Genomic DNA, 24,201 nt, shown 5'->3' with positions numbered 1-24,201 from the left:
GATTCTAAATACAATTCATGAAAGATTTTAATAGGATAAATAACATTACCGGTTGGCTTATATTCATTATTGCCACAGTAGTTTATACTTTGACAGTTGAAGAAACTGCCAGCTTCTGGGATTGCGGAGAATTCATCGCTGTTTCATACAAGCTTGAGGTCCCTCACCCTCCTGGAGCACCATTATTTTTAATGTTAGGTAGATTTTTTAGTTTATTTACTGATGACGTAACCAAAGTAGCATTTTCAATCAATATGCTAAGTGTTGTTGCCAGTGGATTCACTATCCTGTTTTTATACTGGACTATCGTATTATTTGGTAGAAAACTTATCAATGCTAAAATTGGTGAAGAAACTCTTGAACAAGGGCTACTTTTAATCACTTCCGGGATCGTAGGAGCATTGGCTTATACCTTCAGTGATTCATTCTGGTTCTCAGCTGTAGAAGCAGAGGTTTATGCTTTATCATCATTCTTTACAGCTTTCGTTGTATGGGCGATGTTAAAGTGGGAATTAGTTGAAGATGAAAGAATGGCTAACAGATGGCTTCTATTGATTGCTTACATGGTAGGTTTATCAATTGGTGTCCACTTGCTTAACCTGGTAACAATCCCTGCTCTTGCTTTGATTATGTACTTTAAGCATAGTAAAAACAGCACCTTAACTGGTGGAGTTATCACAATGGTAGTTGGATTAATAATCGTTGGAGTAATTCAGGTTGGAATTATTCCGGGATTACCATCTATTGCAGGTCAATTCGAAATCTTCTTCGTAAACAGTCTGGGAATGGGCTTTGGTTCTGGTATTATTGTTTTCTGTCTGCTTTTATTCGGAGGACTAATTGCTGGTATCTGGTTTACACAAAAGAAAGGGCTTGTTAATCCTAACACCATCCTTCTGGCTCTGACTTTTATTCTAATTGGGTATTCATCATATACTATGGTTGTAATTAGATCTAATTATAATCCTCCAATTGATGAGAATGATCCTCAGGATGTAATGTCTTTCGTTTCCTATCTTAAAAGAGAGCAATATGGAAGCCGTCCACTACTATTTGGACCATATTATAACACTAAACTGGAAGATCAGGTTTCTGGCGAGGCAGTTTACGTAAAGGGAAAAGACAAATACGAAATAGCTGATTATAAAGTTGAAAATAAATGGGCTGAAAGTCATTTCTTCCCAAGAATATGGAACTCAGAACCAAGATACCAGCAGCAATATATGAGTATGCTTGGATTGCAGAAGGGTGAAGAACCTTCTTTTGGTGACAACCTGAGCTTTATGTTCAGACATCAGATAGGACATATGTATATGCGTTATTTCATGTGGAATTTCGCAGGAAGAGAAAGTGACATTCAAGATGCAGGTTATATGTTACCATGGTCATCTGATGAAGGCCTTCCTTATGAAATAAAAGAGAATAAAGCCAGAAACCAATATTTCATGCTTCCTTTGATTTTGGGATTACTTGGTTTAGTCTTTAACTTTTCAAAAAATCAGAAAACAGGTATCATCGTAACTCTATTATTCTTATTGCTTGGAGTTGCCTTGGTTATGTACCTGAACTCTCCACCATCAGAACCTCGTGAAAGAGATTATATTTATGCAGGTAGTTTCTATGCTTTCTGTATCTGGATAGGCTTTGGAGTTATGGCTCTTGCAGATATGCTAAGACCTGCATTAAAAAACAGCCAAGCTCGTGTAGCTACTGCCTTTATTATATCATTAATTGCAGCTCCTGTTTTAATGGCATCAGAAAACTGGGATGATCACGACAGAAGCAACAGATATTTTTCTGTTGATGCAGCAAGAAACTACCTTGAATCATGTGCTCCTAACGCTATTTTATTTACTGGTGGTGATAATGACACATTCCCTCTTTGGTATCTTCAGGAAGTTGAAGGAGTACGTACTGACGTAAGGGTCATTGTATTATCATACTTTAATACAGACTGGTATATAGAGCAAATGCACCGTCAGGCGTACGAATCTGATCCTTTACCGTTTACTTTATCAGAAGAAATGATACAGCAAGGTGGACCAGTTGACTATTTACCTTATGTTCCTTCAAATCAAAATATTGATAACAACGGAGTAAATCTTAAAGAATATTTAAATCTGCTTAATAAAGGATCAAGATCTATAATAGCAAACTTTGACAAGAAGGACTATGCAAGATTGTTATCTAAAAAATTCTTCTTGCCTGTTGATTCTTCAAAAGCAGCAAGTATTGTTCCTGATAAATTCAAAAACCGTACAGTTGACACCATGTGGTTTAACGTTAATGGGAATGGTTTGTATAAGAATGATTTCATGATTCTTGATCTTATTGCAGGAAATAACTGGGAAAGACCAATATATTTCAATTCAACTTCAATGAGGTCAGTAAGATTTGATATTCAGGACTACCTTGTTCAGGAAGGTCTTACTTACAGATTAGTACCTGCAAGAGTTAATACTTCAGACTATACTGAGGCTACTGATACAGACCAAATGTATAAGAATGTAATGGAGAAATGGCAATTCAGAGAATTGAATAACCCTGACTCTTATTACAATGAAGATTACAGAGGCTTTGTACAGAATCATAGATATGCTATGAACGCATTGGCTGAGGCCTTGGTAAATGATGGAGAATTCCAGAAATCATTTGAAGTGATCAATAAAAGTCTTAGCGATATGCCTGATCAATCAATACCTTATGATTTCTCAATCCTGCAGACTGTTGAAATTTTATATAAGCTTTCATCATTTGGAGTAAGTGGTGCTCATGAAAAAGCTGTAGAACTAACGAAAATTGGTTCTGAAAGAATGGCTGGTTTAGCTAACTATTATATTGAAAATTCATTCCAATTAAGAGAGGCTGAAAGACAGCTTACAGGATTGAACATTCTTGCTAATCAGGCCAAAAACAACGATGAAATGGAATTAGCTACTCAAATTTCACAGCAATTCAATTCAATTGCATCGAAAATCGGAGGTAGATAATAATAAAATCACCAACAAAAAAAAGGTAGCTGAATAAGCTACCTTTTTTTATGTCTTGTAAAATCACTGTCTCATATAAAACAGGTGATTCCTATTTTTTGTATCCGATATAAAACAGATCCAATGCTTTATCCGGATTATCTGTCACTAAATAGTCTTCATGACTAATACTTGACACCAAACCATTATCTTGTTTAGAAAGATTATTTCGATTTATCCTGTTTAGAATATCGTAAGGGATTCTCAGAATTGAAGCTGGTAATTTATATTGCAGGTTGAAAATATCAAATCGTGTGATTTTTTCTACTGACTTTTTATTCTGATTGTAATAATCCCAAACTTTATCATTTCCACCAATACCCTTTGTTTCTACTTCATCAAAATACTTTGCCATCAATTTTTCAAGTTCTGATGGGGTATATTCTCTTTCATGCCATGGGTTTCTGCTAAGAGTATAATTAATGTTTGGAGTGGTAACCAATAGTTTTCCTCCTGGTTTCAATAACCTGTATAATTCCTTAAGGAACAATCCATCATCCTTGATATGTTCAATAACCTGAAATGTAACAATTGTATCAAATTGATTACTTTCCCATCCATCAAAAGGAGGAATAAACGATTGAACAAATTTAACATCCGGATATTTTGCCGAAAGCCTTTCGATAACCTCCCCAATCTTATCAACGGCCGTATAGTTTTCAGCCTTTGGAGCTAACAATTCTACTCCTCTTCCTTCTCCACATCCCACTTCAAGCAGATTACCGGAAACAAAAGGAATTGCTGCATAATATGCCTTTAATAACCTCCTGTGTATCGGATTATCTGAAGAAATGGTATCTGATGCTATCTCTGTTGTATAAGTTGCCATATCAGTTTTAATAATAATCGACAAAATTAGGCCTTTTTACTTTGTCAAAACAAAATAAAGCAAATAACTTATGTTAAAATTTAAAAGCATGAGATTTTTAATTAGTTCGGGAGGTTATATTCTCCTTCTTTTAAGTGGATTTTTCTGTAATGCTCAATCGCTCGATTCCCTCGACCTTTCCTATAAATATTATCAGGGAAAAGGATTTGAATACGAAAGCCGTATTTATCTTACTGGAGGGGATCAAAAAAAAGCATCGATATTTATCCAGATTACCAACTTATCATCGGCTGAAAAGGATCTGGCATTTGCCACCTCTACACACAAGTCTCTTAACGAAAGAGTACCTGAGGAAATAAATTACAGTAAGAGTTATGTACTCGAAGGAGGAAAAACACTTCACATTAAACTTGAACAATTGATTGATTCAGAGTCTCAATGGCTTCTGCTATCAATGAAAATCAACAATTTAATGTACCCTGATTTATTCTTGATTGATGAACGTTCAATTTTTACATCTCCTGAGATTTTCCCAACCTTAAATGCATCAGAAGATAACACCAGTACATATTTCAAATCTGGAGACATCATTAAGTTTAATAACTTGGAAAATATTGAAGGTGACTCGCTGGTAGTGTATCATATGAATTATAATTTTAACCCAGCCTACCCTCCGATGTTTGAAACCTTCAATCAAAGCGAAGGAGACCCACAAAATATCCGGACATTTAAAGTTGCTGTAAATTCTGATATTGAACTTGACTCAACAGGATTATACCAATATAAGCTTTCTGAGGGATCACTGAATGCTCAGGGCTTCAGGGTTGAAAATGAATATTTCCCAAAACCAAGAACGGTTGAAGCATTAATAGGTCCTCTCCGATATATTTCATCGAATAAAGAATATTCAAGGCTGGATTCGATAGCTTCAAAACAAGCCCTTGATGAATTTTTCTTAAAAGTCTTTGGATCTCCGCAAAAAGCTAAAGCAAAGATTAAGTTATACTACAACAGGGTTAGCAAGGCTAATTACCATTTCACCAATTATAAAGAAGGCTGGAAAACTGATCAGGGGCTGATATTCATAATCCTTGGAGCACCTGCTAACATAAAAAAAGAAGGTAATTACGAAATATGGACCTATAAAAACGGATTTAATTCAAGCCTATCATTTACCTTTGTGCAGGTAAAAAATCCATATACAGGGTATCACTTTATTCTTATTAGAAAAAAAGAATATGAGAATGATTGGTTTAATGCCATTGATGCCTGGCGAGGAAGATAAAAGAAATGAGAACAGGTCCAAATAAAGAAGATTATATATTCGGTACACGTGCTGTTATTGAAAGTATCGAGGCAGGAAGAGAAATTGAAAAATTACTCCTTCTAAAAAATGAAAGAAATGCATTAATGCAGGAATTGGTAGGTTTGGCCAGAGCACATGAAATACCTGTTCAATATGTTCCTCAGGAAAAACTTAATCGGATAACCCGTAAAAATCATCAGGGGGCAATCGCCTTTATAAGTCCTGTAAAATATCTTCCAATGGCTGAAGTTGTTACTAGCCTTTACGAAGAAGGAAAGAATCCATTTATTATGATTCTCGACAGGGTTACAGATGTTAGAAATTTCGGTGCCATTGCGCGTACTTGTGAATGTATGGGTGTTGATGCCATAGTTGTCCCTTCCAGAGGAAGTGCAATGATAACCGGAGACGCTGTTAAAACATCTGCTGGAGCTCTTAATCACATAAAAGTATGCAGAGAAGATAACCTTAAGGAATCGATAAACTTCCTTCAAGATTATGGGGTGACAGTAGTAGCATGTACCGAAAAAGCTGACAAAAATATAAATCAGGTAGACTTATCAGGTCCTGTTGCAATACTTATGGGCTCAGAAGAAGATGGAATATCTCCAGAATATCTAAAAAGAGCTAATGCATCGGCAAAAATACCAATGACTGGAAATATTAGCTCTTTAAATGTATCGGTAGCAGCGGGAATGGCCGCTTATGAAGTAACAAGGCAGAGACTAACTCACAAGTAAGTCTCTCCCCAGTTATCTTTTACCTTCTTAGCATATTGTTTGATTTTTGCTGCATCACCTTTTGGCGTGATGAGTAAAACATCTTCACAATCGGTAACAAGGAAATTATCAAGACCATCAACAAGTATTACCTTTTTCGGGTCGCACGATTTAACATAACAATTGTTCGAATTGAGAAAGGTAACTTTACCATCAGCAACGTTTCCATCTTCATCTGCTTTCTTCATTTCATGGATTGCATTCCAGCTACCAAGGTCAGACCAACGAAAATCACCCTTAACTACGAAAACGTTTTCGGACTTTTCCATTATAGCATAATCAATGGAAATATTTTTGCAATGAGAATATGAACGTTCAATAAACTTAACCTCCTCATCTGTATCATAAAGCCCGGCACCTTCTGAAAATGTTTCGGCAATATCCTGTGCATATTCTTCAAATGCATTAATAATTGACTTCAAACTCCAGATAAAAATGCCTGAATTCCACAAGAAGTCTCCCGACTCTAAAAACTTGACAGCAAGCTCTTTATGAGGTTTCTCAGTGAAAGTTTTCACCTTTTTTACTTTACCTTCACTTTCCAGGAATTGGATATACCCATATTGAGTTTCAGGTTTATGAGGTTTAATTCCTATTGTAAGCAATGCATCAGTTTCTTCAGCTTTTTCAATGGCAGCATTTACTGTTTCAATAAACATTTCTTCATCAAAAATCGCATGATCAGCAGGAGAAACTACCATCACAGAATTCGGATCTCGTTCCCTTATTTTATAGGCTGCATAAGCAATACATGGAGCGGTATTCCTACCAATAGGCTCAGCAAGTATCTGATTATCTGCAAGTTCAGGAAGTTGATTTTTAACTTTATCTACATAGTCAGTATTGGTGACAATAAGAATATTCTCCGGATCAACCATTTTCCTGAATCGTTGGTAAGTCATTTGTAACAAAGATTCACCAACTCCCAGAACATCTAAAAATTGCTTTGGCTGAGAATTTCTACTATATGGCCAAAATCGGGAACCAATACCCCCGGCCATTAAAACAACATACAGGTTTTTACGCATAACATGATAATTGAAAAGGGTCGCCCCTTTGCCAATTCCTAAATTAGTTAAATTATTCCTTCTCTCAAAAGATCATGTAAATGTACGAAACCTACAAATTTTTCTTTATTAGTTACAATAATTTGTGTGATATTATTTTTTTGCATCACATTAAACGCTGTTACAGCATATTCGCCAGCTTCAATGGTCTTAGGATTAGCACCCATAACATCAGCAGCGGTGAGACCATCAAGCGATGGATTTTTTTGAAGCATTCTTCTTAAGTCTCCATCAGTAATCACACCGACGATATTATCATTATCATCGATTACGACGGCAGCCCCTAACCTTTTACTTGATATTTCAATGATACACTCATTTAAAGGGGTAGATGGCTTCACTATTGGCTTTTCATTCACCGGATAGATATCATCTACTTTCAGGTATAATTGTTTACCTAAGGCACCCCCCGGGTGATATTTACCAAAATCTTCACTGGTAAAGCCTTTAGCTTCTAAAAGAGCCACAGCCAATGCATCCCCGATAGCAAGATGAGCAGTTGTACTGGTCGTTGGAGCCAGGTTATGAGGGCATGCCTCCTCTCCTATTGTTGCGTTTAATACAAAATCAGCTTGTTGTGCTAAAAAACTATCAGTATTACTAACAAGTCCTACTAGTTGACAACCAGATCTTTTTATTAATGGAACAAGAACTTTTATTTCAGGAGTATTACCACTTTTTGATATACAAATCACAATATCTTCGGGCTGAATCATCCCCAAATCACCGTGAATAGCATCGGCAGCATGCATAAATAATGCCGGTGTACCGGTCGAATTCATGGTTGCAACGATCTTATTAGCTATTATAGCACTTTTACCGATACCAGTAATCACAACACGACCTTTGGTTGTAATTATAGCCTTTACTATTGCTTCGAATTCATCATCTATAAATCCTGCAATATTTTTTATCGCTTCGGCCTCATTTAAGAGTACATTTTTGGCGATTAATTTTATATTTTTTGCTAAATTCAATGTCTGATACGTGTTTAGTTACAAAATTTTGTTTGACAAATTTTTGATTTTTTTTTCAAATAAGCTAGAGTTTAAGGTAATACCATTATATGTCTGAGGTAAATACAGATCTTTTACGAACCACATTAAAGGATGTTTTCGGCTATCACCACTTCAGGGGAAATCAGGAGAATATTATAAATAATATAATAGACGGCAATGATACCTTTGTAATAATGCCCACTGGGGCCGGAAAATCACTATGCTACCAACTTCCAGCTGTTATTCTGGAAGGAACAACCATTGTAATTTCTCCTTTGATCGCTCTAATGAAGAATCAGGTTGATTCTCTGAGAGCATTAGGTCTTTCGGCCTATTTTTTGAATTCATCATTAAGCAAAAGTGAAATCAACAAAGTCAAGAAAGAGACTTTGGCAGGTAACACCAAGCTTTTGTATGTTGCTCCCGAGTCACTAACTAAGGAAGACAACATTGAATTCCTGAAAAAAATAAATATTTCTCTGGTAGCAATTGATGAGGCACATTGTATTTCTGAATGGGGGCATGATTTCCGTCCTGAGTATAGAAGAATTAAATCTATAATTGGTGATCTAGGCAGCATGCCTGTAGTTGCACTTACTGCAACTGCAACTCCTAAGGTACAATTGGATATCCAGCGAAACCTCCAGATGGAGGATGCTACGGTATTCAAATCATCATTTAATCGCCACAATCTTTATTACGAGGTAAGGCCAAAACAAAATATCAAAAAGCAAATAATCCAGTTTCTGAAACCTAGAAAAGGTCAATCAGGAATTGTGTATTGCCTGAGTCGTAAAAAAGTTGAAGAAATAGCTCAATTCCTGGCTGTAAATGGTTTCAGAGCCGCGCCATATCATGCAGGTCTTGACAGTAATGTTCGAATGAATAATCAGGATGGATTCCTGAATGAAGATATAGACATTATAGTTGCAACAATTGCTTTTGGTATGGGAATAGACAAGCCTGATGTTCGGTTTGTAATCCACTATGACACACCAAAATCAATCGAAGGATACTACCAGGAAACTGGCAGAGCCGGAAGAGATGGTTTAGACGGTCATTGCCTGATGTTTTATAGCTATAATGACATCTTAAAGCTTGAAAAATTCAACAAAGATAAATCTGTTACCGAAAGGGAAAACGGCAAGGTTCTTTTAGAAGAGGTTTCAGCTTATGCCGAATCTGCGGTATGCCGTAGGAAACAGCTTCTTCATTACTTTGGAGAGTCTTGGAATGAAGAAGAGTGTCAAAGTACTGCAGGGTGTGATGCATGTAATAACCCACAAGAGTCTTTTGAAGGAAAGGAACATCTCACAGCAGCCTTGAAGGCAGTGGTAGAAACTGATCAAAGGTTTGGAATTGGCCACCTTGTTGATGTAATTCGTGGATCAGAAAATCAGTATGTGATATCTTATGGTCACGACAAAACTTCTATTTATGGATTTGGCAAGGGTGAATCTAAAGATCTATGGTCTTCTATTTTGAGACAGGCACTTCTATTTGAATACCTTGAAAAAGACATCGAAAATATAGGTATCCTTAAAATTTCTGAAAAAGGAAAGCAGTTTATTGAATCTCCGCATAGCATAGAGTTACGCAAACCTCATGATTACAGTGAACTTACAAAAGACACTGAAGAGGAAATGGATGAGCCCGCTGCACCTTCAAGAGGTCATGACGAAGCCTTATTTCAGATTCTAAAAGACCTTCGTAAAAAAATAGCTAAGCAAAAAGATCTTCCTCCATATGTTATCTTTCAAGATAATTCACTGGAAGAAATGGCGACCAGTTATCCTACAGACAAAGACCAGCTAACCAAGGTTAATGGTGTCGGAACAGGTAAAGTAGCCAAATTTGGGAAGCCTTTTCTTGATGCTATAAACAAATATGTTGAAGATAATGACATCATTAAACCAGATGACATATTAATTAAATCTTCTGGTGATAAGTCTAAACACAAAATAAATATCATTCAACAGATTGACCGTAAGACTGACCTTGAAGAAATGGCTGAATCGCTAGGGATTTCTTTCGAGGCTCTTCTTGATGAAATTGAAAATATAGTTTATTCAGGAACAAAACTTAATCTGGATTACTACATTGAAAACTTCCTTGATGAAGATGCTGAGCAAGAACTTTTCGATTATTTCATGGAGGCAGAAAGTGACAGCCTTGAAGATGCTTTAGATGAATTTGAGGAAGAAGAATATTCAGAAGAAGAAATCAGACTTATTCGTATCAAATTCCTTTCTGAAATAGCAAATTAATCAAGATATTCTCTAACATCGACGATTTTCATATTCAGGGCCCGGGCTGCAACAATTCCGGGCTCTCCATCTTCAAACACCAGGCATTCCGAATTTTCAACACCCATCAAACGGGCACATTTCTCAAATGTTTCCGGGTCAGGCTTACCTTTTGACACGTCATCAACAGTAACTATGTGATCAAAATAAGGAGTCATATGAAGAGTTTCGATTGTCTTCATTCCCATTTGCCTGCTACTACCTGTACCAATAGCCATAGGCAATTTCCCATACCATTCTCTCACAATATCAAATACCGGTTCAATTCTACTTACAAGATGGAAGTTTGTTTTAAAGTTTTCTCTTTTCCGAAGTGTACAATCTATCGGGTCCATATCCTCCAGCTGATACATTTCCTTCAGCCTTTCAAAGGTTGTAATTGTTGGTGTTCCTGCCCAGTCATAAAATAATTGTCTCGAGAAGTTAATACCAAAACTATCCGTTACCTTCTTATATGCTTCATAATGCACCTCCATAGTATCGGCTAGAGTACCATCGAGATCAAATATCAAGGCTGAAGCGCCCATTTTACCTGGTAGATCAATCATGGCACAAAATTAAAAGGACTGAAGAGTTATACCACCCTTTTGCTAAAAATATCCATTATGCCATCCAAATATTATTATTTTTAATACATCAAGATCATATGCTTATTATATTTGTAGAAATAAATTTACAAGGACTATATAGTTCTAAAATTTTTAACCGGTCATTTACAGGCCTCATTAAATAGCGAATTACACAAATGAATATACTAGTAATAGGCTCAGGCGGACGTGAACATACATTATCCTGGAAAATATCAGAAAGTAAACATTGTGACAATCTTTTTATAGCCCCAGGTAATGCAGGAACTGAAAACTTAGGGAAAAATGTTGAATTAGACATTTCAGACCACACAAAAGTGGCTGACTTCATAAATGATAACAATATAAAAATGGTAGTTATCGGCCCTGAAGCTCCACTTGTTGATGGATTAAGCGATAGTTTAAAAGCAGATTCACGTTTAGGTAAATTAATTATAATTGGCCCTCAAAAAGCTGGTGCCGAGCTCGAAGGAAGTAAAGACTTCAGCAAACAATTTATGGTTAGGCATGGCATTCCAACTGCAAAGTCAGAAACTTTCACTAAGGAAACATTGGAAAAAGGATATGCTTACCTGGAATCATTAACGGCACCTTATGTATTAAAAGCAGATGGCTTAGCCGCTGGCAAAGGTGTAGTAATAGCACAGGATATCAATGAGGCTAAAACTGCCCTTAAAGAAATGCTTGTTGATGCAAAATTTGGTGATGCAAGTTCACAGGTGGTGATCGAAGAATTCCTAAGTGGCATCGAACTTTCAGTTTTCGTACTTACCAACGGAAAGCAATATATCGTACTTCCGGAAGCTAAGGATTATAAGCGAATTGGTGAGGGTGACACAGGTTTAAATACTGGTGGAATGGGAGCAATAAGCCCGGTTCCTTTTGCTCAAGGCGAATTCTTACAAAAAGTTGAAGAAAAAGTCATAAAGCCTACTATTTCAGGTCTGGAAAAAGATAATATCCCTTACCAGGGTTTCATATTCATAGGTCTGATGAATGTTAATGGTGAACCTTTCGTTATTGAATATAATGTTAGAATGGGCGACCCGGAAACAGAGGCTGTCATACCTAGAATTAAAAGCGACCTTGTTGAAGCTTTTATTGCCACTGATAATCATACACTCAACGATTACAAACTGGAAGTAGACGAAGAAACTACAACAACCGTAATTCTGGTTTCAGGTGGATATCCGGAAAGCTATGAAAAAGGTAAAGCAATTACCGGACTTGACCTTGACCATGAGGCAACTATCTTCCACGCAGGAACCAAAGTTGACAATGGAAATATTGTTACTTCAGGGGGAAGAGTTCTAGCATTGACAGGAAAAGGTAAATCTATGCAGGAAGCTCTGAAAAAGGCTTATTCAACTGCCGAAAAAATCTCATGGGACAAAATCTATTTCAGAAAAGATATCGGATTTGATCTTTAACATCTGATTTTTGAAAGGTTTATCACACGAAATAAGGAAACCGTAAAAAAATTAGTATTTTAGACAATGGGAGTCATGAAATTCATCTCTAGATGTATAGCATAACGATGTGTCGAGGACTTTGCGGTTAAAGGAAAAATTTAATTATGGCTTGTAGTACATGCGCAACTAAAAATAAAGATGGTGTAGTTTCAGGATGTCAGAATAATGGTGCTTGTGGTACCGGAGGCTGCAACAAAATGAACGTATTCGATTGGTTATCGAATATGGAACTACCATCAGACCAGGTTTTTAACATCGTAGAAGTACGGTTTAAAAATGGCAGAAAAGAATTCTTCAGAAATACTGAATATCTTGATTTAACAACAGGAGAGCCTGTAATTGTCGATGTTCCCAATGGACATCACATGGGCCATGTTTCCCTTCAGGGTGAACTAGTCAGGCTTCAAATGAAGAAAAAAGGTATCACTGAAGATAGTGAAGAAGTAAGAAGTCTTTACAGAAAAGCAACTGATAAGGATCTTGAAAAATATGAAGAGGTCAAAAACAGGGAAATGCCTACTCTGTACCGGACAAGAGAAATAATCCGGGATCTTGGACTTTCAATGAAACTATCGGAAGTTGAATATCAGGCAGATAATACTAAAGCAACCTTTTTCTATTCTGCTGATGACAGAGTAGATTTTCGTGAACTAATCAAATTACTAGCATCGGAATTCAAGATTCGAGTTGAGATGAGACAAATCTCACTTCGTCAGGAGGCCGGTATGCTTGGAGGAATTGGTTCATGTGGAAGGGAACTATGCTGTTCTACCTGGTTGAGTGATTTCAAAAGTGTATCAACCTCTGCAGCAAGATATCAAAATCTTTCTCTAAACCCTGGTAAACTTTCAGGTCAGTGTGGAAGACTAAAATGTTGTCTTAATTATGAGCTTGAAACCTACATGGATGCCCTAAAAAACATCCCTGAAATGTCTAATGAGGTAATCGAAACTGAAAAAGGTATTGCCAGATTACAGAAAACAGACATTTTCAGAAAGATAATGTGGTTTGGGTATTCTGATGAAAACACCTGGCACCCTGTAGATGCAGAAAGAGTAATTGAGATTATAGAGCTTAATAAAAAGGGCATTAAGCCGGCTACTCTTTTTGAAGATGAGCTTGAGCTAAATCTAGCAGGAAGTCTCAATAGTGATCTTGAAATCCTTGACAGAAAACTTCAAGGCAAGAATAAAACTGCCAACAGGAAGAAAAAGAAAAGGAAAAAGAACCCTAACAAAACTGAAAATAAATCTCCTCAAAACCAGATCACAAAAAAGAAAGGTCCGGAACAGCAAAAACAAGCACAGGAGAATAAAAAACAAGCTAATAAGCCACAAGGCAACAAGCCTCAGGGTAATAGAGGACAGGAAAACAAAGGGCAGGAAAATAAAGGCCAGGGAAACAAAAGGCCAGGAGCTAAATTTTCAAGGCAAAACCATCCAAAAGCCCAAAATCAGGGAACCGGGCAGCAAGGACAGCCTACAGGACAGAAGGCGCAAGGAACAGGGCCTCAAGAAAATAAAGCAAAACCAAATCCAAACAAGAAAAGAAGATTTAAAAAGGGTGGTAGAAAAAACCCTAATGGTAATAACTCTAATAGCAACAATAATCAGCAAGGATGAGAAAATCATTTTTTATAATTATTCCAGTATTTCTTTTATTCCTTTGTGCTTGTGATACTAATAGAGTATTCGAGCAATATAATGATTTTGATAACAGCACCTGGATGAGGAATGATCCGGTAAACTTCGAATTCAACATTACTGATGCTGAAGCAAGCTATAATCTATATTTCAACATAAGAAATACTGCTGATTACCCTTTTCACAATTTGTATTTGGGAGCTGAAATTAAAAACAATAACGGTGAAATACTGATTGAAAATGAGGCCTTGCTAAACAAACCTGAAGAGATAATGATTTTTGATCGAAAATCAGGCATACCTATTGGTGAAAGCAGTATTGGAGATATTTATACTCTTCAAGCTCCATTTAAAAAAGGCTTTCAATTCCCTGATACCGGAACCTATAAAGTAGTAATTACTCATTTTATGAGGGAACAAGAACTCAAGGGTATTCAGTCAACAGGCTTTAGAGTAGAAAAAACAAAATAAATATGAGGCTGATCAATGAATGATCAGCCTTAATTTATCATTCTCTTTCTCTGTGTCAATCCAATAATTTCTGGAATAAAAATGACTGTATTTCCAATCCTTCTCTTTTAAGGCTAAAGGAACATAAGCAAACCAATCTTTCCCTGATACTCCATTATAAAATTGCTGATCATCAGTTAAAATCAAGGCTTCATACTTACCATTTTTAGACAATACTGTAAGGTCCGCAAAAGGCATTTCCTCTCTCAAAATAAATTCATGATCATTCTCAGCAGACAACTGCTTGATTTTTTCAGTTAGATAGATATTCGTCTTACTAATATTATACTCACCCCTACTTGGTTTAAAATTACCATCAGAAACATTTTTAGCATATTCAAGGTATTCTCTGAGAAGCTTTGGACCTTCAAACTTTGAAGTTTTCACCTTAAGTTGTTCAGGAAAAATCGATGTCACAATAACAATCCGTTCCCTGGCTCTTGTTACTGCCACATTAAGTCTATTTTCTCCACCGTCTTGATTAAGCAAACCAAACTGCATATTCATTTTACCCTTTGAATCAGGAGCATAAGCGGTGCTAAATATTAAAATATCAGTTTCATCTCCCTGAACGTTTTCAATATTCTTAACAAAAAAATCAGACGGAAATCTCTTACCATTTGCAATATTCTTGTCAATTAAATCAACAATCAGATCTTGCTGTTTTGCATTAAAAGTTACTACTCCAACAGATTTACCAGGGTAATCATCTGGTGCTGCCAACATCAAATCAATTACTTTTTCCGCTTCAATTTCATTTCTCTGATCTTTCCATTCTCCTTCGACCTTTATATAGTCAATAGCACCACCATCTTGGTTCACATCCTTTAAATTAGGGAGTAAGCGAAGGTTATTTCCGTAAAACTTATTGTTTGAAAAGGAAATGAGATCAGGAGTTTTACTTCGGTAATGTCCTTTTAACTGTACAGACCCCAGATACCTTTTTGATAAATCTAATAAAGAGTCAATGTTTAAATCCGGATGATCAAGCTCATCATCATCCCATCTTACTTTATATAGATCATAGGGACGTAATTGCTTTTCATCACCGGCAACAACAATTTGTTTTCCTCTGTAAATTGCAGGAAGTCCCTTTTCAACGAAACACTGACTAGCTTCATCAAATATTACGAGGTCAAATACATCTTGTGAAAATGGGAACACTGCAGAAACAGTTTCCGGAGATGCCAACCAGCAAGGAAGCAGTTTAAAAATCTCTTCATCAAAATTTTCAACCAGTTTTCTAATTGGCCATATTTTTCTTTTTTTAGTTACCTGATGTTCCAGGTCACGATAAGTAACACGATTATTTAAGCGGTTATATTCAAGGTTTTCATAAGTACGCTCTCTGACATTTAATATGGTGATTTCTTTTACAAGCTCCTGTTTTTTCTTGATCAGATGTTGTAATTCTTCTATCATCTGATTGAATTTAGCGGTACTTACAAGCCTTAAAACAGGATATTTTACTTCGATATGTTCTATCCAGGCAAGATATATTGAATTCAAAAACAAAAATTCAAAATTAACCTGAAGGTCCTCTTGCTCAGTTTCAAAATCAATTAGTCGATTAAAAACATCTTTTTCATGCTCAGCAAACGATTCCCAAAGCTTATCATACTCGCATAAATCATCAAAATCCGACTTGACAGTATCCTGTAGTTGCGCAATTTTGGCCGGATTTGCCATTAACCTGTTTATCAGGTTTTCAGAAAGAAATTTACCCCACGAAACTTTATACTTAGGTATAACTTCAAATTCAGATATCAACCTCTCAAGTGCATCTTTTAAATCATTGAATGACAATTTTGACACATTAAAATACTCCTTGAAATTTCGCAATGAAGCAAACTCATTTTTAGCTGTCATTGCTTTTTTCTGATTGAAAAACCAGGTTTGAAAATTTACTTTCTCGTATTTCTCCGGAATATCCTTTAGCCATTTCTTTTCTCTCAACTCTGAAAGATTGTGTTCAAGATTAAGTCGATTATCAATTTTCTCAACAAGCACGTTAAATCCTTGTCTGTCATAAGTTAGCCCATTGGCAGTTATTACACGCTTTATGAAAAACTTATCCTTAGAAAACAATCTCCAGCGAAGCCACTTGAAAACATTCCTTTGTTTTTTCATTGCTTCTTCCAGAGCTTCCTGGAAGCGACCAAGCTCAGATGAATCAAGTGAAATTTCAGGCCCATACTTCTTAAAGCAGTCCATTATTACTCTTTCTTTACCCGATAACCACTGCAGATCTGATTTACCATCTGTAGAATGATTAACCATTCTTACAAAAGCTTTATATACCTGCTTATTTTTGATAAGACTAAGTAAGTTATCTATATTCTCAGCTGACTTATAGATATATTCTGCCTCCTGAAAAGACATATCTCTATTCACTAAATCATGACTAACTGATTTGATTTTTTCAGCTGCCTTAGGCATTTCATCAAGATGATCTAATAACTCCTGTCTGTCATAAACAGTGAATGTAGAAAATGAATTTCTTGCTTTAAGCGGATAATTATCAAGGATAAACTTAGTGCCAAATGACCTTAGCGACTTCGATTTTTGCAAAAAGTCATCAGCTCTTAATTGATCAAACTCCCTGTAGTATTGCCTAAGATCAAGGTTTGGCAAATTTAAAGATGCTTTTAAATATAATTCCTTGATAGAAAGTCCAAACTCCTCAGAATCAAATAGTGCCTTTTTATACTCCTCAAGTTCTTCGTTGATCTGATCAATTCTTCTGCATGCAAGTAAAAAGTCTCTTTCCAATTGAATCGTATCAAGACCATTATTTGAGCGTTCAAATTCTTTCAGACTATTTATCAAGTCATCTATCTTATGATATATCTCTCTTCTATCTTCTTTAAAATCATGGACAAGCGCAGAAAACCTATCTAATCCCAAATCAGCCAGACGTTTGTAAACAACATCCAAAGCCACTCTTTTCTGACAAACAACTAATACATTTTTACCTCGCGATATATAATCACTCACCAAATTACATATCAACTGAGATTTCCCTGTACCCGGAGGGCCATGAACAACGAGGCTGTTACCTTCTTTAACACTTTTAATTGCTTCTTCTTGAAATGCATCGACCTGGAAAGGAAGAAAAAGCTCCTCCTCTTTTACCGGTGAATGATAACCTGATGCAGTATCTTCATGAAGAATATTCTCAATTTTTTTAGTTTCAAAAAAAGATTCAAGACCTTCATGCTTATTTGTTTCAAGCCAATTTAAATAATCCGGCACCTGATATGAACCTGCTTGAGGAAACAACCCCATCACAGCATTCATATTTAATTTAAGTTCACCGGAAGAACCTTCCTTTTCTAAATCAGACTTCAGTTTTTCCTGAAAATGAATCAATTCATTTGTAAAAGTGTCCGAATTAAAATTCAATTCTATTGACGAAGCTTTTAAAAGTGAATAAATCTTAGATTTAAAAGAGATGTCATCTCCTATATGATCATCAAGTATCAGATCAAGAAGTTTTTCATCCGGAGCCAGGTCATTATAATAGGCATATGCGAGAATAAAAGCTTTATTTAATGAAACCGGCTCTTCTGACCTTGGTTTCAAATACCATTTATTTGACTCCAACCATAATTTTACCGGAAAATAAATCAATGGAGTTCTAACAGAAGTTTCATCTGTAAATTGTCCTTCAACGAAAGGCCATCCGACATAAAGATCTCTTGCACCTCTTTCTTCATAAACAAAATTATCCATCCGCTGAAGTTTCCTTAACTGACTACTCAGTTGATTAGATTCACTATCTCTTGGATCGATAAAAGGACACAAAAATATTTTTTTATCTCTGGTGATTAGTCCATGAATAATATCATATGAACTTCCGTCGGGCGTTATATTTTCAAATTCATGAAGATCTAAAAACTGCGCTTTTGGCAATCTGAGCATCTGCAAAGTCCTGTTAGACCCGCTGATATTCGTTAACTTTTTTAGGTATTCACGAAGAAGATTATTCATATATTAATGATCAGTAAAAAATCGAAAATAACAAAATCACATGATTAAAACGTCAGGTATGGTAAAATCCTTGTGATGGAAACTGAATCAATTGCATAGATACGGTAAAGATTCCCTCTTTCAAAACCCTGACTATTAGATTCATAAAATGATTTAATCAATTTTGCCTCCTTAAAAGAAATATACGGATGAGATGCTAATGAGTCAATCGAACTTGTGCTAACATTAATTCTTTCCGGGGTAAAACCATCTTCAATTTTACCATATATAAGCAATTGATCAACCACTGCTGGCTTTAGCCCCCATACTTCATATAATTGATTTGTAGAAACAAATCCTCCAAGTGATTTCCTGTACTTTATGATTCTTTTACTAAGCACTGAACCTATCCCATTAATTTTCATTAAACCAGTAGTGTCAACAGTATTAAGATCAAAAGAGGTTAAGTGCTCTTTATATTTCTTTTCTCGTGAAAATTCTTGATTATTAACGGTAGCTAAAACCGGTTCATTTAGTTTTTTAGGTTTATTTGAAGATTTTTCAATAGCAAAAAATTTCTCGACAGACATGAAAACCGAATCATTAACTCCGTATATTTTCTTCAAATCACTTACATCATAAAACTTCCCTCCGCTATTTCGGTATTTAATCAAACGCTTTGATTCAATTTCAGGAAAACCAATCATTTTTAATTCATCAAAAGTCACATTATTTGGATCTAAGGAACCAATATCTGGCATTTTTACCTTTGCCTCAAAATCAGACGCTGAAACATCTGAAGAAACTGAATCAAACGCAACATATTGATAATCAACATAAAAACCCTTATCTTTAAATAAGACATCTCCCCATTTCAAAACAAAACAATATGAAATGAGTAGAATAGACAAGAGCAGAAAGCCGGATGCTTCACGACTATTGAAATAAAACGATGATAATAACTTTCTTAGTAAGTTAATGATAAATCTCATGGTTGATAAAGATATAATTCAGCCATTGGGATAGCTGTTGTGAGGCAAATCTATTTAAATTTGAAATAAATTATGCGTTTTTAGTACATATTTAAGTGATTTTACGTATTGAAATGTATCTTTGCTGGTAGTATTTTTGAATATGGTGAAAAATTTTAGGGCATTAGCGTTATCATACAAGAACACTCCTTTAGAAATAAGGGAGAAAGTAGCTTTATCTGAAAGTGAAATCAAGCAATTGTTGGCTCGTTTTAAAGAAACCACAAGAGCTGAAGACTTTCTGATTCTATCGACGTGTAATAGAACTGAATTTTACTACTCATCTGATGAATCTTTTGATAATCAGATTCTAACAGAGCTTTCACTACTAAAAGGAATGGTTGATTCAGAAGATCTATCATCTTATTTTGAGTCATTTTACGGTGGTGATAACGCAGTTGAAAGATTATTCAGAGTATCCATGGGTCTGGAAGCACAGGTTGTTGGAGATATTCAAATTTCAAATCAGGTAAAACGTGCCTACCAATGGTGTGCTGATGAAGAAATGGCAGGACCTTTTCTTCATAGATTAATGCATACTATATTTTTTACAAATAAAAGAGTAGTTCAGGAAACTCCATTTAGAGATGGTGCTGCCAGTGTTTCTTATGCTTCAAGTGAACTTGTTGTAGATTTAAAGAAAACAATGGTAAATCCGACAATTTTAGTTGTTGGACTAGGTGAAATCGGAATCGATGTATGCAGAAACTTAGCTGGTATTACAGATTGCGAGGTTGTTCTTGTTAATAGAACAAAATCTAAAGCCGATGACATGGCACTTGAATGTGGATTTTCTTGTGAGCCTATAGAAAAACTGCCGGAATTAGTTGATAAAGCACAAATCGTTGTTAGTTCGGTTAGTGCAAATGAGCCAATTATCAACACAGGCATGATACATAATTCAGTAATTGCCAAGTACTTCATAGACTTATCAGTTCCAAGAAGTATTGACACCAAAATTGACAACACCCCGGGATGCATGGTATATGGTATCGATGATATCCAATCCAAAGCAAGTAAAGCTTTAGAAAGAAGGCTCGAAGCTATTCCGTTGGTTGAAGAAATTATAAAGGAAAGCATTGCTGAATTTAATGACTGGGCGAAAGAAATGATCGTATCTCCTACTATCAAAAAATTCAAGAATGCCCTTGAGGAGATAAGAAAAGAAGAACTTGCCCGTTACCTTAAAAAAGCTTCTGATGAGGAGATGAAAATAGCGGAGCAGATCACAAAAAGCATGATGCAAAAAATCATCAAGCTTCCGGTGATCCAGCTTAAAGCGGCTTGTAAAAGAGGTGAAGCCGATACGCTAATTGATGTGTTGAATGATCTTTTTAATCTGGAGAAAGAAGAACAGAAGAACTTTAAATAGATTTTTTTTAATGTCGTACTGGAAAGCATTTTTATTACCGATTGTCCTACTGACTTTCGGTAATTCTGTCATTTTTGCTAATTATAAAATTTTTAAAAAAGACGGAAAAGAGGGCCTTAAAACAACCGAAGGAAAAATTATTGTACCCGCACACTACGAAAAGCTTGGATGGAGTGATGGTTCTACGGAAGTTGTTGAGGACAAATATTTGGGATACAAAAAAAACAGCCGCTGGGGAATTCTTGAAATAGAAAATCCCGAGGTTCCTGATCCTGTTTATTATTCTCTTTACCCAATCTTTGATGACCTTTTCATAGCTGCAAAACCTAACAATCAATCAGAAACTACATTCGGGCTAATTAATATAAAAGGTAAAGAATACATACCTTTTACTTATAATTTTCTTGAACCTACAGACAAATACCTTATCGCTACCAAGTGGATAAATGGTAAACAGGTTAAAGGATTGGTAGATAAAAAAGGAAAAATTCTTCTTTCATTTAAATATGAGTCTATCCATAGTATCAGTGAAAACAAATACATATTATCTGAGGATGGAAATTCATACTATTGCTATAACCTGGAACTAGGCAAACCAACATCAGCTGCATTCGACAAGATTGAAACTTTAAATCAACATATACTTGTAGGGGTTCATGATGGAAAAAAGGGAATTTTAAATATTGATGGCACTGCGTTATCAGAATTCATCTATACATCAATCGAATTTGATGGCTCAAATATTACTTTTAAAGAAAGTAACAGTATCCACATTCTCGGATATGACAACAAAGAGAAAAAAGTACTTCTGAATGACCGATTGATTCCAATTCCAAATGACAGTAATTATATAGCTGCTTCCGGTGATCAATGGCAGTTGTTAAACAATGACTTTAATCCCGCCAACAAAATTTGGTATGATTCAATCTTATTCAGTGATAATAAGGCCTATCTTATACTAAAGAAAAACAATAAATACGGATTAGCGGATAAGTCCTTATCTCTTTCATCTAAATTCAATTTCGATAATATTGAAAGTGGAGGAAAGTATTTTGTAGGTGCAAAAAAATCAGGCAATAAAAATACTTACATCATTCTAAATGAAAGACTAATACCAATAAATTCTGAAAAGTATGATTCAGTAGAAATCAATAAACTTGGAGGGTTTATAGTTTCAAAAAATGGTAAGAAAGGATATCTGGATAAAAACGGTAATAAAATCACTGAAATTAAATATGCAGATGGAGATCATTTCATAGGTGACCTGGCAAGAGTAAAATATCAGGATACTTTTGGAGTAATCAACAGAGAAGGCGAATGGGCATTGATGCCATATTATTCTTCACTTTACCGGGTTGATGATAATACATTCATCTTCACTAAAAAACAGCAATATGGAGTTTATAATTTAATTGACGGGATTCAATTTGAGACTGGCAATAAGTTATCTATCCATAAAGCCGGAATAATTGAAGAAAGCTCAGAAAAAGTAAAAGACCTATACAAATTAAATGGAAGAAGATTATTCCCGTATTCATTTAATAAAATCCAGACGATTAATGATTCATTGTTTTATATTTTCAGTGAAAAATATGGTCGATTCCTTTTAAACAGTAAGAGCGAGCAATACAAAAAACTTAATAAGGAAATTAAAGAGTTTGGTGGTTTCAGAGATGGATTTTTCTCTGTGAATATAGGAGGACAGTGGGGATATATTGATGAAGAAGAAAGGTTAAGAATAAGTAACCGATATGATACGGTAGGCCTGTTTTCTCAGAATATGGCACCAGTTAGAATCCTAAACAGATGGGGATTTATCAACCTTCTGGAAAAGATTGTCATTCAACCAGCCTATGAAACGGTAATACCTGTGAATAATCACATCATGGTTAAAAGATTAGGCAAATGGGGATTAATAGACAGAAAAGGAAATGAAATTATCCCATGTGAATATGACGAAATTTCTGAGTTGCCAAATAAAGATCACTACCAGGTAAAAAGAGGAAGCCTCTACGGCATTATTAATTCAGAAGGCAACCAACTATTATTCCCTAAGTTCCAGAAGATCATTGCTTTAGACAACAATAGTTATAAAGTCATGAAACGAAATAAGTGGGGTATATACGACGAAGATGGAATGAACATCATTCCAGACCTATATGATGAATTGTACTACGATAAGCAAAACGGTCAATATGTCGGAATGACACTTGGAAAAGAAAAGAAAGAGTCAATTACAAAATATCAGTAATAAAAAAATCCCTTCTGAAAGCCAGAAGGGATTTTTTGTTTAATGAGTTTCTATTAATCTTCATCTTTATCAGAATCCTTCTTTTTATCATCAGGACCTGCGATTGAATTTCTCATTTCAGTATCAGCTTCGATATTTTTCATTTTGTAGAAATCCATAATTCCAAGATTTCCTTGTCTGAATGCTTCAGCCATAGCTTTTGGCACTTCGGCTTCAGCTTCAATTACTCTGGCTTTCATTTCCTGAGCTTTAGCTTTCATCTCCTGTTCTACTGCTACTGCCATAGCTCTTCTTTGCTCAGCTCTCGCTTCAGCAACTTTAAGGTCAGCATTAGCCTGGTCAATCTGTAATTTAGCACCAATGTTATCTCCAACATCAATATCAGCTACATCAATAGATAAAATTTCAAATGCAGTACCTGCATCCAGTCCTCTTTCCAAAACAAGCTTTGAAATATTATCAGGATTTTCAAGAACTTCTTTGTGAGTTTTCGCAGAACCAATTGAAGTTACAATACCTTCACCAACCCTAGCAAGAATAGTTTCTTCACCTGCACCACCAACTAACCTTTTAATATTAGCTCTTACGGTAACTCTGGCCTTAGCTATTAACTGAATACCATCTTTTGCAACTGCAGCTACCGAAGGTGTATTGATTACTTTTGGATTTACTGAGGTTTGAACTGCATCAAACACATCTCTACCAGCAAGGTCTATTGCAGCAGCCTGCTGGAAATCAAGAGCAATATTTGCTTTATCAGCAGAAATCAAAGCATTAGTTACCTGAGGCACGTTACCTCCAGCAAGATAATGAGCTTCAAGTTCATCACGAGTTATTGAAAGCCCTGCCTTACTCGATGTAATCATCGCATTAACAATTACTGATGGTGGCACCTTTCTTAACCTCATAAAAAATAACTGAAAAAGGTTAATATATACCTTTGATAAAAGTGCTGACAACCATAATCCAAAGATCTGGAAGAACATCAGAAATAAAATTAATCCGATGATTGCCAGTACGACATAAATAACAATCATTATATCCATAAAA

General features: G+C 35.6%; 16 protein-coding genes. 9 read left to right on the top strand and 7 right to left on the bottom strand.

Going from position 1 to position 24,201, the window contains the following annotated elements:
- Nucleotides 1-17: 17 nt before the first annotated feature.
- Nucleotides 18-2,990 carry a glycosyltransferase family 117 protein gene (locus HH304_RS10580; protein WP_169681207.1) on the top strand — a complete coding sequence of 991 codons (2,973 nt, stop codon included), beginning with the start codon at nucleotides 18-20 and terminating at the stop codon, nucleotides 2,988-2,990.
- Between the two features lie 91 nt (nucleotides 2,991-3,081).
- On the opposite strand, the gene HH304_RS10575 is transcribed toward HH304_RS10580, so the two are convergent.
- Entirely contained in the window at nucleotides 3,082-3,858 is a 777-nt protein-coding gene (locus HH304_RS10575) for a class I SAM-dependent methyltransferase (RefSeq protein ID WP_169681205.1), read from the bottom strand.
- An 88-nt stretch (nucleotides 3,859-3,946) separates the two neighbouring features.
- Between HH304_RS10575 and HH304_RS10570 the strand changes: the two genes are divergently transcribed.
- Together HH304_RS10570 and rlmB are read left to right on the top strand one after the other, a co-directional pair.
- Nucleotides 3,947-5,143, top strand: a complete 1,197-nt coding sequence (locus tag HH304_RS10570; RefSeq protein WP_169681203.1) for a GWxTD domain-containing protein — start codon at nucleotides 3,947-3,949, stop codon at nucleotides 5,141-5,143.
- Nucleotides 5,144-5,148: 5 nt separating this feature from the next.
- Nucleotides 5,149-5,904 (top strand): 23S rRNA (guanosine(2251)-2'-O)-methyltransferase RlmB, encoded by a 756-nt coding sequence (gene rlmB, locus HH304_RS10565; RefSeq protein WP_169681201.1) that lies wholly within the window; start codon nucleotides 5,149-5,151, stop codon nucleotides 5,902-5,904.
- Here the strand turns inward: rlmB and HH304_RS10560 are convergent.
- Nucleotides 5,895-6,971: a mannose-1-phosphate guanylyltransferase gene (locus HH304_RS10560; protein WP_169681198.1), complete on the bottom strand. Its 1,077-nt coding sequence runs from the start codon at nucleotides 6,969-6,971 to the stop codon at nucleotides 5,895-5,897. The two genes, rlmB and HH304_RS10560, sit on opposite strands and share 10 nt — an antisense overlap.
- Before the next feature lie 47 nt (nucleotides 6,972-7,018).
- Nucleotides 7,019-7,987 carry a KpsF/GutQ family sugar-phosphate isomerase gene (locus HH304_RS10555; RefSeq protein WP_169681196.1) on the bottom strand — a complete coding sequence of 323 codons (969 nt, stop codon included), beginning with the start codon at nucleotides 7,985-7,987 and terminating at the stop codon, nucleotides 7,019-7,021.
- Between the two features lie 89 nt (nucleotides 7,988-8,076).
- Between HH304_RS10555 and recQ the strand changes: the two genes are divergently transcribed.
- The gene (recQ, locus tag HH304_RS10550; RefSeq protein WP_169681194.1) at nucleotides 8,077-10,275 is read left to right on the top strand and encodes a DNA helicase RecQ; all 2,199 of its coding nucleotides are present in this window, start codon (nucleotides 8,077-8,079) and stop codon (nucleotides 10,273-10,275) included.
- On the opposite strand, the gene HH304_RS10545 is transcribed toward recQ, so the two are convergent.
- The gene (locus HH304_RS10545) at nucleotides 10,272-10,862 is read right to left on the bottom strand and encodes an HAD family hydrolase (RefSeq protein ID WP_169681192.1); all 591 of its coding nucleotides are present in this window, start codon (nucleotides 10,860-10,862) and stop codon (nucleotides 10,272-10,274) included. The two genes, recQ and HH304_RS10545, sit on opposite strands and share 4 nt — an antisense overlap.
- Before the next feature lie 197 nt (nucleotides 10,863-11,059).
- Between HH304_RS10545 and purD the strand changes: the two genes are divergently transcribed.
- From purD to HH304_RS10530, 3 genes are all read left to right on the top strand, one after another.
- Nucleotides 11,060-12,331: a phosphoribosylamine--glycine ligase gene (gene purD, locus HH304_RS10540; protein WP_169681190.1), complete on the top strand. Its 1,272-nt coding sequence runs from the start codon at nucleotides 11,060-11,062 to the stop codon at nucleotides 12,329-12,331.
- 146 nt (nucleotides 12,332-12,477) lie between these two features.
- Nucleotides 12,478-13,995, top strand: coding sequence for a PSP1 domain-containing protein (locus HH304_RS10535; protein ID WP_169681188.1), 1,518 nt, complete (start codon nucleotides 12,478-12,480; stop codon nucleotides 13,993-13,995).
- The gene (locus HH304_RS10530; protein WP_169681186.1) at nucleotides 13,992-14,486 is read left to right on the top strand and encodes a gliding motility lipoprotein GldH; all 495 of its coding nucleotides are present in this window, start codon (nucleotides 13,992-13,994) and stop codon (nucleotides 14,484-14,486) included. The genes HH304_RS10535 and HH304_RS10530 overlap by 4 nt, the downstream gene beginning before the upstream one ends.
- A 12-nt stretch (nucleotides 14,487-14,498) precedes the next feature.
- Here the strand turns inward: HH304_RS10530 and HH304_RS10525 are convergent, their stop codons facing one another.
- On the bottom strand, nucleotides 14,499-18,518 hold the full coding sequence (locus tag HH304_RS10525) for an AAA domain-containing protein (protein ID WP_169681184.1): 4,020 nt from the start codon (nucleotides 18,516-18,518) through the stop codon (nucleotides 14,499-14,501).
- Between the two features lie 44 nt (nucleotides 18,519-18,562).
- Nucleotides 18,563-19,489, bottom strand: coding sequence for a ComEA family DNA-binding protein (locus HH304_RS10520; RefSeq protein WP_169681182.1), 927 nt, complete (start codon nucleotides 19,487-19,489; stop codon nucleotides 18,563-18,565).
- Between the two features lie 142 nt (nucleotides 19,490-19,631).
- Between HH304_RS10520 and hemA the strand changes: the two genes are divergently transcribed.
- Entirely contained in the window at nucleotides 19,632-20,900 is a 1,269-nt protein-coding gene (hemA, locus tag HH304_RS10515) for a glutamyl-tRNA reductase (RefSeq protein ID WP_169681180.1), read from the top strand.
- Nucleotides 20,854-23,151 (top strand): WG repeat-containing protein, encoded by a 2,298-nt coding sequence (locus HH304_RS10510; protein WP_169681178.1) that lies wholly within the window; start codon nucleotides 20,854-20,856, stop codon nucleotides 23,149-23,151. Before hemA ends, HH304_RS10510 begins: the two co-directional genes overlap by 47 nt.
- 53 nt (nucleotides 23,152-23,204) lie before the next feature.
- On the opposite strand, the gene floA is transcribed toward HH304_RS10510, so the two are convergent.
- Nucleotides 23,205-24,197 carry a flotillin-like protein FloA gene (gene floA, locus HH304_RS10505; RefSeq protein WP_169681176.1) on the bottom strand — a complete coding sequence of 331 codons (993 nt, stop codon included), beginning with the start codon at nucleotides 24,195-24,197 and terminating at the stop codon, nucleotides 23,205-23,207.
- Nucleotides 24,198-24,201 lie beyond the last annotated feature (4 nt).

Origin of the sequence: Marinigracilibium pacificum (assembly GCF_012926615.1) — a bacterium.
Taxonomy (GTDB): Bacteria; Bacteroidota; Bacteroidia; order Cytophagales; family Cyclobacteriaceae; genus Mangrovivirga; species Mangrovivirga pacifica.
This window is presented reverse-complemented; position numbering and strand designations above follow the sequence as displayed.

What these genes read in the sequence shown, in the direction of transcription:
- HH304_RS10580 (WP_169681207.1), top strand. Translation starts at nt 18, where the DNA reads ATGAAAGATTTTAATAGGATAAATAACATTACCGGTTGGCTTATATTC.
- HH304_RS10575 (WP_169681205.1), bottom strand. Translation starts at nt 3,858, where the DNA reads ATGGCAACTTATACAACAGAGATAGCATCAGATACCATTTCTTCAGAT.
- HH304_RS10570 (WP_169681203.1), top strand. Translation starts at nt 3,947, where the DNA reads ATGAGATTTTTAATTAGTTCGGGAGGTTATATTCTCCTTCTTTTAAGT.
- rlmB (WP_169681201.1), top strand. Translation starts at nt 5,149, where the DNA reads ATGAGAACAGGTCCAAATAAAGAAGATTATATATTCGGTACACGTGCT.
- HH304_RS10560 (WP_169681198.1), bottom strand. Translation starts at nt 6,971, where the DNA reads ATGCGTAAAAACCTGTATGTTGTTTTAATGGCCGGGGGTATTGGTTCC.
- recQ (WP_169681194.1), top strand. Translation starts at nt 8,077, where the DNA reads ATGTCTGAGGTAAATACAGATCTTTTACGAACCACATTAAAGGATGTT.
- HH304_RS10545 (WP_169681192.1), bottom strand. Translation starts at nt 10,862, where the DNA reads ATGATTGATCTACCAGGTAAAATGGGCGCTTCAGCCTTGATATTTGAT.
- purD (WP_169681190.1), top strand. Translation starts at nt 11,060, where the DNA reads ATGAATATACTAGTAATAGGCTCAGGCGGACGTGAACATACATTATCC.
- HH304_RS10535 (WP_169681188.1), top strand. Translation starts at nt 12,478, where the DNA reads ATGGCTTGTAGTACATGCGCAACTAAAAATAAAGATGGTGTAGTTTCA.
- HH304_RS10530 (WP_169681186.1), top strand. Translation starts at nt 13,992, where the DNA reads ATGAGAAAATCATTTTTTATAATTATTCCAGTATTTCTTTTATTCCTT.
- HH304_RS10525 (WP_169681184.1), bottom strand. Translation starts at nt 18,518, where the DNA reads ATGAATAATCTTCTTCGTGAATACCTAAAAAAGTTAACGAATATCAGC.
- HH304_RS10520 (WP_169681182.1), bottom strand. Translation starts at nt 19,489, where the DNA reads ATGAGATTTATCATTAACTTACTAAGAAAGTTATTATCATCGTTTTAT.
- hemA (WP_169681180.1), top strand. Translation starts at nt 19,632, where the DNA reads ATGGTGAAAAATTTTAGGGCATTAGCGTTATCATACAAGAACACTCCT.
- HH304_RS10510 (WP_169681178.1), top strand. Translation starts at nt 20,854, where the DNA reads ATGATCTTTTTAATCTGGAGAAAGAAGAACAGAAGAACTTTAAATAGA.
- floA (WP_169681176.1), bottom strand. Translation starts at nt 24,197, where the DNA reads ATGGATATAATGATTGTTATTTATGTCGTACTGGCAATCATCGGATTA.